The organism is Sporosarcina cyprini, assembly GCF_022048975.1.
GTDB lineage: Bacteria > Bacillota > Bacilli > Bacillales_A > Planococcaceae > Sporosarcina > Sporosarcina cyprini.
Map to the genome: position 1 here is coordinate 1 of NZ_JAKMHX010000013.1, position 12,039 is coordinate 12,039.

Below are 12,039 nucleotides of genomic sequence, written 5' to 3' on the forward strand. Positions count from 1 at the left end.
TGAACCTTCAAAACTGAACGCAAAACGTCAACGTATGAACCGGAGGTTCATATTCCGTAATTATCCTTAGAAAGGAGGTGATCCAGCCGCACCTTCCGATACGGCTACCTTGTTACGACTTCACCCCAATCATCTGTCCCACCTTCGGCGGCTGGCTCCCGTAAGGGTTACCCCACCGACTTCGGGTGTTACAAACTCTCGTGGTGTGACGGGCGGTGTGTACAAGACCCGGGAACGTATTCACCGTGGCATGCTGATCCACGATTACTAGCGATTCCGGCTTCATGCAGGCGAGTTGCAGCCTGCAATCCGAACTGGGAACGGTTTTATGGGATTGGCTCCCCCTCGCGGGTTCGCAGCCCTTTGTACCGTCCATTGTAGCACGTGTGTAGCCCAGGTCATAAGGGGCATGATGATTTGACGTCATCCCCACCTTCCTCCGGTTTGTCACCGGCAGTCACCTTAGAGTGCCCAACTGAATGCTGGCAACTAAGATCAAGGGTTGCGCTCGTTGCGGGACTTAACCCAACATCTCACGACACGAGCTGACGACAACCATGCACCACCTGTCACCGCTGTCCCCGAAGGGAAAGACATGTCTCCATGCCGGTCAGCGGGATGTCAAGACCTGGTAAGGTTCTTCGCGTTGCTTCGAATTAAACCACATGCTCCACCGCTTGTGCGGGTCCCCGTCAATTCCTTTGAGTTTCAGCCTTGCGGCCGTACTCCCCAGGCGGAGTGCTTAATGCGTTAGCTGCAGCACTAAGGGGCGGAAACCCCCTAACACTTAGCACTCATCGTTTACGGCGTGGACTACCAGGGTATCTAATCCTGTTTGCTCCCCACGCTTTCGCGCCTCAGCGTCAGTTACAGACCAGAAAGCCGCCTTCGCCACTGGTGTTCCTCCACATCTCTACGCATTTCACCGCTACACGTGGAATTCCGCTTTCCTCTTCTGCACTCAAGTCCTCCAGTTTCCAATGACCCTCCACGGTTGAGCCGTGGGCTTTCACATCAGACTTAAAGGACCGCCTGCGCGCGCTTTACGCCCAATAATTCCGGACAACGCTTGCCACCTACGTATTACCGCGGCTGCTGGCACGTAGTTAGCCGTGGCTTTCTGACGAGGTACCGTCAAGGTACGAGCAGTTACTCTCGTACGTGTTCTTCCCTCGCAACAGAGCTTTACGATCCGAAAACCTTCTTCGCTCACGCGGCGTTGCTCCATCAGACTTTCGTCCATTGTGGAAGATTCCCTACTGCTGCCTCCCGTAGGAGTCTGGGCCGTGTCTCAGTCCCAGTGTGGCCGATCACCCTCTCAGGTCGGCTACGCATCGTCGCCTTGGTAGGCCGTTACCCCACCAACTAGCTAATGCGCCGCGGGCCCATCCTGCAGTGACAGCCGAAACCGTCTTTCAGAGTTCCTCCATGCGGAGGAACTGATTATTCGGTATTAGCCCCGGTTTCCCGGAGTTATCCCCATCTGCAGGGCAGGTTGCCCACGTGTTACTCACCCGTCCGCCGCTAACTTCAGGGAGCAAGCTCCCATCTGTCCGCTCGACTTGCATGTATTAGGCACGCCGCCAGCGTTCGTCCTGAGCCAGGATCAAACTCTCCATAAATCTGGCGACCGATGCACGGTGTATTGCGTTGTCAGCTTCAGTCGTTCGGTCGGTCACGTACCTGAGTACGCTCCCTCTCTCACTCCTTCGCTTCCTAGCACTCCACCATGCCTCGATCACCAGTATGAGAAATTCGAATAGCTCGAGTTTCTTGCTGGCATCAATTAAGATGTCAATTTCAAATCCAGAGATTCGTGTTTGTCCTCTTCCCGACGATGTCGGGTTCAGACTTTATTGTTGACGTTTTGCTGTTCAGTTTTCAAGGTTCATGTTTGTTGCTTGTTCGCAGCAACTTTTCTAGTTTAACACTTGTCTTTTGTTAAGTCAAGCATTATTTAAAATTAATTAGTGGAGCGGGTGAAGGGAATCGAACCCTCATCACCAGCTTGGAAGGCTGGGGTTTTACCACTAAACTACACCCGCATATTAAAATGTAAATGGCGCGCCCGACAGGAGTCGAACCCATAACCTTCTGATCCGTAGTCAGACGCTCTATCCAATTGAGCTACGGGCGCATTATTTTTATAGAAAGTATTGGTGCGGTAAAGAGGACTTGAACCTCCACGGGGTTAACCCCCACTAGGCCCTCAACCTAGCGCGTCTGCCATTCCGCCACTACCGCATATTGTTTTTCTGAAGCAAGTTTTATTATACAACTTTCACTCCAAAAGTCAACAACTTTTTTAAGAGAATGGTGAGCCATGCAGGATTCGAACCTGCGACCCTCTGATTAAAAGTCAGATGCTCTACCGACTGAGCTAATGGCTCGTATAGGATGTTGTTAAGGTACGATTGCTTATGTGTTTTTCAACTTAAGCTTCGGTAATTCTCGTTTTATTTAAGGTTTACTCCAAATACCTCTCGGTATTTCTCGTTACAGTTAAGTATTTGCTCCAAATACCTTACGGTATTTCTCGCAAATTTTTCAAACGTTTTACGTTTGAAAAATTGGCTGGGGTAGCTGGATTCGAACCAACGAATGACGGAGTCAAAGTCCGTTGCCTTACCGCTTGGCTATACCCCATAAATGATATGCCGAGCAACTTGCCAGCTCTACTATGTTGCAACAACAAGGAGTAATTATACATTATCCACTCATCAATTGCAAGTGCTTTTTTAAAAAATAAAGTGACCCCTACGGGATTCGAACCCGTGTTACCGCCGTGAAAGGGCGGTGTCTTAACCGCTTGACCAAGGGGCCATATTTGTAATGAAAGGCTGTTGCCTTTTTTGTCTTTTAGTTTGTTTCCCAATCGACTTTTTCTATTATAGATACACTTGAGTCATTCGTCAACACTTTTAAGTAACTTTTTTTCGAAACCCTAGTGAAAGCCTATTCTATCGCTTTTTGTGCGTGTGAAACAGGTGGATTATACAGCAATGAAGACATGGCTACATGACTATTCATGAGAAACGAACCAAAAAGCCGGACCTGAATGTCTTGGTCCAGCTGAGCTTGGTTACTCCATCTTCTTAATGTATTCGATTTCTCCCCTACATTTTCCGCAGCGGTATTTTCGGGTATCCATCTTTCGTTTACGCTTATATTCGAGTTGACATGAAGTACATCTATATATGTGTTGAACTGTCTTTTTGGGTTTTATTTCTTCAAGCTGTTTGCAATAGCGAGGAGATCCCGTTTCAGCCAATAGCTTTTTGAAGTCCTTGTCGCCGTGTTTGTATCCCTTTCCTTCTCTATGCAAATGATAATGGCATAGCTCATGTTTAATCACACCGATCAATTCTTCTACGCCATACTTCTGCAATACAACAGGGTTGATTTCGATCGAGCTGTCAGACAACTTATAACGCCCGCCTGTTGTTCTCAGTCTTCTATTGAATGAAGCCGCATGGGTGAATGGTTTATTGAATACTTCGCTCGACACGTCTTCGATGAGTCTCTGTAATTCATTTTCGTTCATCCGTCTCTCCGTTATTTCCCTGCTGGCGGCAGCATGGTCAGCGCTATTCTACCCTTTGCTTTATCAACCGATTCTACCCATACCGTTACAATATCGCCCGAAGCAACTACATCTAATGGATGTTTGACAAATCCTTTTCGCAGTTTGGATATATGAACAAGTCCATCTTCGGATACCCCAATATCAACAAAAGCACCAAAATCGACGACATTTCGAACGGTCCCCTGCATTTCAAGTCCTTCATGGAGATCGTCGATATCCAGCACATCCGCCTTGAGAAGCGGCTGCGGATAATCTTCACGCGGATCACGATTCGGCCGTTGTAATGTTTCCACCACGTCTTTTAATGTCACTTCGCCAACTTGCAATTTTTCCGCCAACTGCGATAGTAACAGTGAAGAAAGAGCTTCTACTGCTTCTATTTGACCGAGTTTGTCCTTGCTGATTCCTGCTTCCTCTAATATTAATTTCGCCAGGTCATAGCTTTCCGGGTGAATGCCGGTCGAATCAAAACGATCGGCCGCTTCCGGAATTCGAAGGAATCCAATTGCCTGCTCATACGTCTTCGCCCCAAGTCTCGGCACTTTTTTCAACTGGGATCGCTTTGTAAAGCCGCCTTCCTCTTCCCGCTTTTTGACGATATTTTCAGCAACGGATTTTGATAATCCCGCTACATATTGCAAAAGCGAAGGAGAGGCTGTATTCACATTGACACCAACGCGGTTCACGGCTGTTTCGACAACAAACGATAAGGACTCGGAAAGTTTCTTCCTAGCAACATCGTGCTGGTACTGTCCAACCCCAATGGATTCCGGATCAATCTTCACTAGCTCCGATAGTGGATCTTGCAGTCTTCTTGCTATTGATACCGCACTTCTCTGCTCGACTTGTAAATCCGGGAACTCTTCCCTCGCCTGGGCAGACGCCGAATAGACACTGGCTCCGGCTTCGTTCACAATTACATAGGAAACGGGAGTGGCGGCTTCCTTAATACATTCCGCAATAAAGTGTTCGGTCTCCCTTGAGGCCGTACCATTGCCGATCGCAATGATCGTAACCCCGTATTTTTTAATCAATTCAAGTATCGTCCGCTTGGATTCCTCTTTTTTCGGCTTCGGCGGATGTGGATAGACGACGGATATTTCGAGCACCTTTCCGGTTTCATTGACAACCGCAAGTTTACATCCGGTTCGAAACGCTGGGTCCACCCCGAGGACGATTCTTCCTTTTAGTGGCGGCTGAAGCAAAAGGCTCTTCAAATTCTCCGAAAACACATGAATGGCTTGTGCTTCCGCTTTTTCCGTTAGTGATGCTCGAATCTCCCTTTCTACAGAAGGAGCGATCAGCCGTTTAAAAGCATCCTCAATCGCCAATTTCACTTGAGCCGCTGCAGGCGAGTGACTCTTTTGAATGCGCGCTTTTTCCAACTCTCCAATGATCCGTTCAGCCGGAAACGACACAGAAACACGCAGCAATTCTTCCTTCTCCCCACGATTCAACGCGAGCACCCGGTGAGGGACTATCTTCTTCAACGGTTCTTCGTATTCGTAATAAATACTGTACACGCCTCGTTCATCGTCAGCATCTTTCTTTAACACGGATGTCATGCTTCCATCCGACCAAGCGAGCTTCCTCACTTTATCACGAAGGGCCGCATCATCCGCAATTCGCTCTGCGATAATATCTCTGGCTCCCGCGAGCGCTTCCTCAGCGGTCGGAATTTCTTTTTCAACGTCAATATACGGCGCTGCTAATTTCTCAGGAACCTCCGATGAAAACGCAAGCAAAGCATCCGCCAATGGTTCTAGCCCTTTTTCAATCGCCACCATCGCCCGCGTCCGACGTTTTTGTTTGTATGGCCGATACAAATCTTCCACACGCTGCAAAACAGTCGCTTTCTCAATGTCATTTTTCAAGTCGTCCGTTAACTTGCCTTGTTCCTCGATCAACCGGATAACTTCTTCTTTACGTTGTTCCAAGCTCTTTTCATAATGATAGGCTTCTTCTATTGTTTTAATTTGAACTTCATCCAACGAACCGGTCGCTTCTTTTCGGTAGCGTGCAATGAAGGGAACTGTATTTCCAGATTCCAATAATTCTATGACACTGGCCGTCTGCCGTGAGTTAATTCCCGCACGCTTGGCCGCCTTCTCGATAATTGCAGTTGACATGTCAATCACCCTTTCCTACATAAATGATACCAGAATCAGTTTATCCCTGCTTAGTTCGCCATTGCTTTTGTGATTACCTTCCATTGATTGAGATTAGAGGAAGCGGAGTTATCCGTATGGGACATTGGGAAGATAGAGGGAGTTAAAGGCTTTGCATCACCGGTTAAGAGAAACCCAGTTTACCTGGTGGATGGAAGATAAAATATCCGAGAGGTTTGAAACCACTTTCTCGCATGTTCTTCTACTAACTAACAAGCAGTTTCTAGAATATACGAGCACTCTTCTATTACTTACGAGTACTTCCTAGATTATACGAGCACTCTTCTACTACTTACGGGTACTTCCTAGATTATACGAGCACTCTTTTGCTACTTACGCGTACTTCCTAGACTATACGAGCACTCTTCCACTGCTTACGAGCACTTCTTGAGATATACGAGCACTCTTCTGCTACTTACGAGCACTGCAACAAACATCAAACGAAGCTCTTGCAATAAAGTACCACTTTGCTCCAAAACAACAAAAAACTGCAGAACCGGGATTACCGTTTCTGCAGTTCATTATCTTCTATTAATACTCCTGTTCAGCAATCGGAGCGAAGCAGGTCGCCGGCGATGAAAGTGGCGTCATCGCCGATACCGTCTGTTGCTTTTCTTACTCGTTCATACAGTTCGTAGGCATTGACGCTTTCCTGCATGCTGGCTTTTGGGCTTTTCATGACGATGCCGTCCGAATGAAGGAAGAACATGTCGCCATTCTGGTATTCGTATTTTTGGGTTTTCATCTTTTGCGGTCGTCCGGATAGGTAACCCATTACCGGCAACGGGTAGATCATCTTTTGGCCGTTATGTAAAATATACAATCGAACATTGCCTACGCAACTATATTCGATTGTACATTCTCTAAAATACACTTTCACAATTGCGACTGCCGCCCCGCGTTTTTGCACCATGTATTCATTGCAACGGTTCAGCAATTCATCCAGGGATTCATGGTGATATTGCTCCAGCACACGGGGAATCACAGCGGCCGATTGGCGGGCAACGACACCATTGCCGAGCCCGTCCGCAATAGCACAGATGAAATAATCCTCTTCCGAATGGATGAAGTAGGTATCTCCCGATTCGGTATTGCCATGCTTGGCCGAATTATAAATATAGGCTTCCACATATTCGTTCTTAAAGGTTTCCACTATGAAGCACCACCAGCTGATAATATTGCTTCCTGAAGTTTTTTGATCGCTTTTCGCTGCAACCTTGATACGTGCATTTGGGAAATGCCGAGCCGTTCACCCGCCTCTTTTTGGCTAAGTTGTTCGATATATGTATACTGGATGATCTGCTTTTCCCGCTCTGACAAGACATTCAGTGCGTTTGCGACGACTAGACGATGATCCGTCTTTTCAAATTCTTCGTCCGGTTCTCCAATTATATCGAACAGGGTGACGGTTCCGCCTTCTGAATCCGCTTCGAGCGTATGATCCATCGAAAGCGCTTGATAGCTTCTCCCCATTTCCATCGCTTCCAACACAAGTTCCTCGTCCGTTTCCAAGTAGTCTGCAATTTCACTGACGAGCGGCGATCGTTGCAACTCGGTTGTCAACGCTTCTGCTGCGGCTTTGATTTTCGGTCCGAGTTCCTTGATTCGACGAGGGACATGGACGGCCCATGTCTTGTCGCGGAGGAACCGCTTGATTTCCCCTACGATGGTCGGAACTGCAAATGCTTCGAAGCTGCGACCAAGTTCAGGGTCATATCGGCGAATGGCCCCAAGGAGGCCGAGCATGCCGACTTGGACAATATCTTCATGATACGGTTTGCCGTTGGAATATTTACGAGCAATGGAATGGACGAGACGTTCGTAGTGCAATACTAGATTTGTTTGCGCCTCTTCGTCATTGTTATCCTGGAAATTCCGGATCCATTCCAATACTTGTTCCTTCGTATCCGGCTTATGAGCTGGCTGTTCGTTTGACATCTTCTTCGCCCCGCTCTCCGCCGAGATATTTAGTCATAAAGACAGTCACGCCCTCCTCATGATGTAATTTTACTTCATCCATGAGCGTTTCCATCAAGTAAAGGCCCAAACCGCCTTCTCGTAAAAACTCGACTTCGGCGGATTCGTCGTATGGCCCGATGTGCTTCTTCGTCTCTTCGAAATCAAAGCTTCCGCCATGATCTGCAATCATGATTTCCAGCCGATCTTCGAAAAGAGCACATCCGACGACAACCTCTCCTTCTTCATCCTGATAAGCATGCTGTACTGCATTCGTAATTGCTTCGCTGGACGCAATCTTTAAATCTTCGATGTCGTCATATGTAAATCCTAGACGGCTTGCAATCCCGGAAATCATTAACCGGGCAACGCCGACGTATTGCGCCTTCGCAGGTATCTTAATTTCGATATAATCATATGGTTGCATCGTGATCCTCACTTTCCTTCTTCTCGATGTCAATGATTTCACTCAGGCCTGTTATCTCAAACAGCCGGCTCAAGCGTCGATTCAACCCTGTGATTTTCACATGGCCGCCATTTGCTTTAACAGCTTTATAGAATCCGACAAATACACCGAGTCCGGTACTATCCATATAATCCACATCAGACAGATCCAATTCCGCCTGCAGGTTCGGTGTTCCTTCCACGGTTGCCAAACGTTCACGGAGTATCGGCGCAGTAAACGCATCAATCTCTCCTATGACTTTAAAATATTGAATACTATCTTGTTCCAACAATTCAACTTGTAAGTTCATTTTCGCACCCCGAATCTTTAATTTCTGCAACATATAGTACTAACTATGTAAATACCCAATCTGCAGATACCTTAAACCTCTTCTGGATCTTTTTTAAAAATGACGATGGTAAAATCATCGCCTAATCGATAGTCCTGAAGACCGGCAAGTTCGTTGTACAGGTGTTCCGCCATCTTTTGGGCGGATTGGTCCCTTACATCTTTCAGCAGTTGTTGGATTTCACCGATTTCGATGAACCCTTCCTCCGTACGTGTTTCAGTCACTCCGTCTGTCATCATCGCAATAAAGTCGCCCTCTTGCATTTCCACAGCATGTTCTTCATACACAACATCTGTTTTAATTCCAAGGAGCAATCCTTTTGCATCCAGTTCCTTGAACGTTCCACTTGCAGCATGATAATAAAGTGCCGGTTCATGGCCTGCGGATGAATAGGAGAATGTCGATGAACGGGCATCATATTTTCCATAGAACATAGAGATAAACATGGAGTTGTCCACGCTTTTTTCTACGATCCGGTTAATGACATCGAGTACCGCTCGCGGATCGGTATCCCCTTGTTCCAGCCCGTCCATCCCGAATTTGATCATAGACATACAAAGGGCAGCAGGGATCCCTTTGCCCATCACGTCCGCAACCGCAACACTAGCGACATGCTGATTTTCATTGAGGAAGTAGACATAATCGCCGTTCATCTGGTGGGCAGGTTGAGAGACCCAGCCAACGTCCAGTCCCTTTACATTCGGTGTCGTCGTCTTCAACAGCGTACCCTGCACTTGCGTTGCGACATTCATTTCCATCTGCATGACTTCCTGTTTACGGATGAGGCTCTGATGCTCTCGCAACGTGAGCCCGTAATGAATCATCATCTCAATAAGGAAGTCCATGGAATCCCATACTTCTTCTCGTAAGTCCGGCAGCAGTTCAAGCAGTGCTGATTTGTGGATACTTATAACATCTTCCGGCGCTATTTGCTTCTCGATGAACCGCCTGCTGAATTGCTGCCCGACGTATAAATCCTCTTCACTTTGACTGTCGATATATTTCTTTAATATTTCTTTGTACTGCCGACCGACTTCCCGAGGCATCCTTCATCCTCCTATCTTAATGGAGCCATTTCTTTGCGGTAATAGTTGTACCGACGCCCGGTTCAGAAACAACCTTGAAATCGTCCATCAACCTCTTAACGCCTGGCATGCCTGCGCCTAATCCCCCTGAAGTGGAATAGCCGTCTTCCATTACCTTTCGAAGATCGCTGATGCCCGGTCCTTCATCCGAGGCGATGATTTTAATTCCAAAAGAACCATCTTCACTAATTCTCTCAATTTCAATTTTACCTTTGCCAGCGTACAGATAAATATTCCTAGCCAGCTCACTGATTGCTGTCGTAATACGGGCCTGGTCAACAGTGCCGAAACCGGTCTTTTTTGCTTCATTCCGGCCCATTTGCCGTGCAGCAACAATATCCCACTCCGTGTATATATCTACAGAAGACCGATAACTCATGGTCAGGCCTCCAATTCTTTATAAAGTTTATCCAACCCGTTTTCCAAGTCAAGTGCTGTCATGACATTTTCCATACGGATTCCTAGTTCAATCAATGTAATGGCAACAGCGGGTTGGATTCCAGTTATCACAACTTTTGCTCCCATCAGACCTGTCATATTGATCACGTCGCCCAGCACTTTTGCAATGAATGAATCGATGAAGTCAATCGGTGTCAAGTCGATGACTACTCCTAGCGCTGACGTTTCATGCATCTTCGTGAGCAAATCTTCTTGGAATTGAATCGCTGTCTGATCATCTAATTCCCATTGGATCGACACGATGAGAACGTCATTCAACTTTAATATTGGAATTCGGGTTTTCATTCCCCATGCACCTCCACAATTTCTCGGTTTGTCATTGCCAATGCAGCCTGCATTCCTTTTTGCAACGTACTCTTCGTTGTGAAATCATGTAAGTTAATCCCCAAGGCTACAATCGTTTGAGCAATTTCCGGACGAATGCCGACAAGCATGCACTTTGCTCCTACCAGCCGAACCGCGTCCGCCGCTTGTATGATATGATGGGCCACCATCGTGTCGACGACTGGGACGCCTGTTATATCGAGAAGGACAACTTCAGCGCGTTGGCTTACGACCCCTTCTAATAGGTTTTCCATAATCAATTTAGCCCGTTCCGTATCGATGGTACCGACGAGCGGCATAACCGATATTTTGTCGAATACTGGAATGAGGGAAGCTGACAATTCTTGCAATGCAATTTTTTGCAAGCTCACAGTCCGTTCCCACTCAGTAGAATAGGCATCAATGATGCTTTCCCGAAGCGGGCTGATCCATATCGTGAATGTCTCGAGAAAACGGCGTAAATTACCTGTATTAATAATACCTTTGTCTTCCAATAAACCAAAAACAACAAAAGAGAAATTGTCAATTGCCTTATTGACAAATTTGATCGACCAGCCAAACCGGACGACCTTCTCTGTGAAGTCATTCAGTTTATTACTATCAATGGAGTTCGTTTCCATGATATTGGAGGTCATCAATTCGGCGAATTCTCGGCTTGTCTTTTCCACAAGATGGTCAGGCATGAAGTGGAAAAAGCGTTCTCCTTTCTCCTCTTTCATCCTAGCGATCCAGCGCTCGATGATTTCGTCCATGTGTTCATTAATACTTTCTACCATGAGTTTGTTCATGACTCCCTATATGCCTCCTCGTCAAATATCGTGGTATTTCAAGCATTGCTGCCCATTACGTACTTATTTCAAGAAAACCAAATAAGCTCCTTACAAGCCCATGATTACGGGCCATTAAGGTGCCATTCATGCGAACATCGCAATCAAATTGGCTCTTTACAGAATGATAGCCGATCCAGCCGCTGGTTTTCTGTTTGTTTCCAGCCGGGGCTACTATATCTGTTGCTCCTTATTCCAATTTAAATCGAGCAGGTATTTCTTACACATGCGCAGATTCATTCATTTCCTATAACCATTGTAACGAAAATTGGCGAATGAAACATCTTTTACGCAAATAAATTAAAAATAATCCAATTTGAGCCGATAAAGCGGGGGCAAATTGAATTTCTGTTTTCGACATCGTGTCGATTCTATGTAGGTGACGGCCCGCTCTTACTAAGCATACCAATTTGTTGTAAAAAAATAAAATGGCATTAGTGGACCTTCTACGGCAAAGTCCAATAATGCCATTTTGATTATGTATGCTAAAATTTGATCAACCCGAAGCTGACTTCGAGTGCTTCATCCACTCTTTCCATCAATTGCTCATCCAAGTGGGTGATTTTGTCTGTGAGCCTAGACTTGTCGATTGTGCGAACTTGTTCGAGCAGGATGACCGAATCCCGCTCGAATCCATACCGTTCTGCATCGATTTCAACATGTGTCGGCAATTTTGCTTTTTGAATTTGCGCAGTGATTGCCGCAACAATCACCGTCGGACTGAACCGGTTGCCTATATCATTTTGAATGACTAGAACCGGTCTCGTACCGCCCTGTTCGGAACCAACGACAGGCGACAGGTCTGCAAAAAAGACGTCTCCACGTTTTATCGCCAAATTT

The 12,039-nt window shown here is 46.5% G+C and carries 11 protein-coding genes, 6 tRNA genes and 1 rRNA gene; all 18 read right to left on the reverse strand.

Annotation, left to right across the window (positions count from 1 at the left end; translation table 11 throughout):
* Window positions 1-70 precede the first annotated feature (70 nt).
* Window positions 71-1,622 (reverse strand): 16S ribosomal RNA (locus L7D49_RS02145).
* A 349-nt stretch (window positions 1,623-1,971) separates the two neighbouring features.
* Window positions 1,972-2,045 (reverse strand) — tRNA-Gly (locus L7D49_RS02150).
* A 15-nt stretch (window positions 2,046-2,060) separates the two neighbouring features.
* Window positions 2,061-2,137: transfer RNA gene (locus tag L7D49_RS02155), tRNA-Arg, on the reverse strand.
* 20 nt (window positions 2,138-2,157) lie between these two features.
* Window positions 2,158-2,244 (reverse strand) — tRNA-Leu (locus tag L7D49_RS02160).
* 70 nt (window positions 2,245-2,314) lie between these two features.
* Window positions 2,315-2,390: transfer RNA gene (locus L7D49_RS02165), tRNA-Lys, on the reverse strand.
* A 181-nt stretch (window positions 2,391-2,571) separates the two neighbouring features.
* A tRNA-Gln gene (locus L7D49_RS02170) sits at window positions 2,572-2,646 on the reverse strand.
* Window positions 2,647-2,751: 105 nt separating this feature from the next.
* A tRNA-Glu gene (locus L7D49_RS02175) sits at window positions 2,752-2,823 on the reverse strand.
* Window positions 2,824-3,082: 259 nt separating this feature from the next.
* A complete protein-coding gene (locus L7D49_RS02180; RefSeq protein WP_238079182.1) occupies window positions 3,083-3,544 on the reverse strand; it encodes a SprT family protein in 462 nt (153 codons plus the stop codon).
* A gap of 11 nt (window positions 3,545-3,555) precedes the next feature.
* Window positions 3,556-5,715: a Tex family protein gene (locus L7D49_RS02185; RefSeq protein WP_238079183.1), complete on the reverse strand. Its 2,160-nt coding sequence runs from the start codon at window positions 5,713-5,715 to the stop codon at window positions 3,556-3,558.
* A 583-nt stretch (window positions 5,716-6,298) separates the two neighbouring features.
* Window positions 6,299-6,907, reverse strand: a complete 609-nt coding sequence (locus L7D49_RS02190) for a PP2C family serine/threonine-protein phosphatase (protein WP_238079184.1) — start codon at window positions 6,905-6,907, stop codon at window positions 6,299-6,301.
* The gene (sigB, locus tag L7D49_RS02195) at window positions 6,907-7,692 is read right to left on the reverse strand and encodes an RNA polymerase sigma factor SigB (RefSeq protein ID WP_238079185.1); all 786 of its coding nucleotides are present in this window, start codon (window positions 7,690-7,692) and stop codon (window positions 6,907-6,909) included. The genes L7D49_RS02190 and sigB overlap by 1 nt, the downstream gene beginning before the upstream one ends.
* Window positions 7,667-8,137: an anti-sigma B factor RsbW gene (gene rsbW, locus L7D49_RS02200; RefSeq protein ID WP_238079186.1), complete on the reverse strand. Its 471-nt coding sequence runs from the start codon at window positions 8,135-8,137 to the stop codon at window positions 7,667-7,669. Before rsbW ends, sigB begins: the two co-directional genes overlap by 26 nt.
* On the reverse strand, window positions 8,124-8,465 hold the full coding sequence (locus L7D49_RS02205; RefSeq protein ID WP_238079187.1) for an anti-sigma factor antagonist: 342 nt from the start codon (window positions 8,463-8,465) through the stop codon (window positions 8,124-8,126). Before L7D49_RS02205 ends, rsbW begins: the two co-directional genes overlap by 14 nt.
* Window positions 8,466-8,536: 71 nt before the next feature.
* Window positions 8,537-9,550, reverse strand: a complete 1,014-nt coding sequence (locus L7D49_RS02210; protein ID WP_238079188.1) for a PP2C family protein-serine/threonine phosphatase — start codon at window positions 9,548-9,550, stop codon at window positions 8,537-8,539.
* Window positions 9,551-9,566: 16 nt separating this feature from the next.
* Complete coding sequence (locus L7D49_RS02215; protein ID WP_238079189.1) at window positions 9,567-9,968, reverse strand: anti-sigma regulatory factor; 402 nt, start codon at window positions 9,966-9,968, stop codon at window positions 9,567-9,569.
* 2 nt (window positions 9,969-9,970) lie between these two features.
* The gene (locus L7D49_RS02220; RefSeq protein ID WP_184212248.1) at window positions 9,971-10,333 is read right to left on the reverse strand and encodes an STAS domain-containing protein; all 363 of its coding nucleotides are present in this window, start codon (window positions 10,331-10,333) and stop codon (window positions 9,971-9,973) included.
* The gene (locus tag L7D49_RS02225; RefSeq protein ID WP_238079190.1) at window positions 10,330-11,160 is read right to left on the reverse strand and encodes an RsbT co-antagonist protein RsbRA; all 831 of its coding nucleotides are present in this window, start codon (window positions 11,158-11,160) and stop codon (window positions 10,330-10,332) included. The genes L7D49_RS02220 and L7D49_RS02225 overlap by 4 nt, the downstream gene beginning before the upstream one ends.
* 524 nt (window positions 11,161-11,684) lie before the next feature.
* The gene (locus L7D49_RS02230; protein ID WP_207958896.1) at window positions 11,685-12,035 is read right to left on the reverse strand and encodes a type II toxin-antitoxin system PemK/MazF family toxin; all 351 of its coding nucleotides are present in this window, start codon (window positions 12,033-12,035) and stop codon (window positions 11,685-11,687) included.
* Window positions 12,036-12,039 lie beyond the last annotated feature (4 nt).

Bases quoted from the DNA above. Each gene is read 5' to 3' on its own strand.
- L7D49_RS02215 (WP_238079189.1), bottom strand. From the start codon at position 9,968: ATGAGTTATCGGTCTTCTGTAGATATATACACGGAGTGGGATATTGTT.
- L7D49_RS02180 (WP_238079182.1), bottom strand. From the start codon at position 3,544: ATGAACGAAAATGAATTACAGAGACTCATCGAAGACGTGTCGAGCGAA.
- L7D49_RS02220 (WP_184212248.1), bottom strand. From the start codon at position 10,333: ATGAAAACCCGAATTCCAATATTAAAGTTGAATGACGTTCTCATCGTG.
- L7D49_RS02225 (WP_238079190.1), bottom strand. From the start codon at position 11,160: ATGAACAAACTCATGGTAGAAAGTATTAATGAACACATGGACGAAATC.
- L7D49_RS02210 (WP_238079188.1), bottom strand. From the start codon at position 9,550: ATGCCTCGGGAAGTCGGTCGGCAGTACAAAGAAATATTAAAGAAATAT.
- sigB (WP_238079185.1), bottom strand. From the start codon at position 7,692: ATGTCAAACGAACAGCCAGCTCATAAGCCGGATACGAAGGAACAAGTA.
- L7D49_RS02185 (WP_238079183.1), bottom strand. From the start codon at position 5,715: ATGTCAACTGCAATTATCGAGAAGGCGGCCAAGCGTGCGGGAATTAAC.
- L7D49_RS02205 (WP_238079187.1), bottom strand. From the start codon at position 8,465: ATGAACTTACAAGTTGAATTGTTGGAACAAGATAGTATTCAATATTTT.
- rsbW (WP_238079186.1), bottom strand. From the start codon at position 8,137: ATGCAACCATATGATTATATCGAAATTAAGATACCTGCGAAGGCGCAA.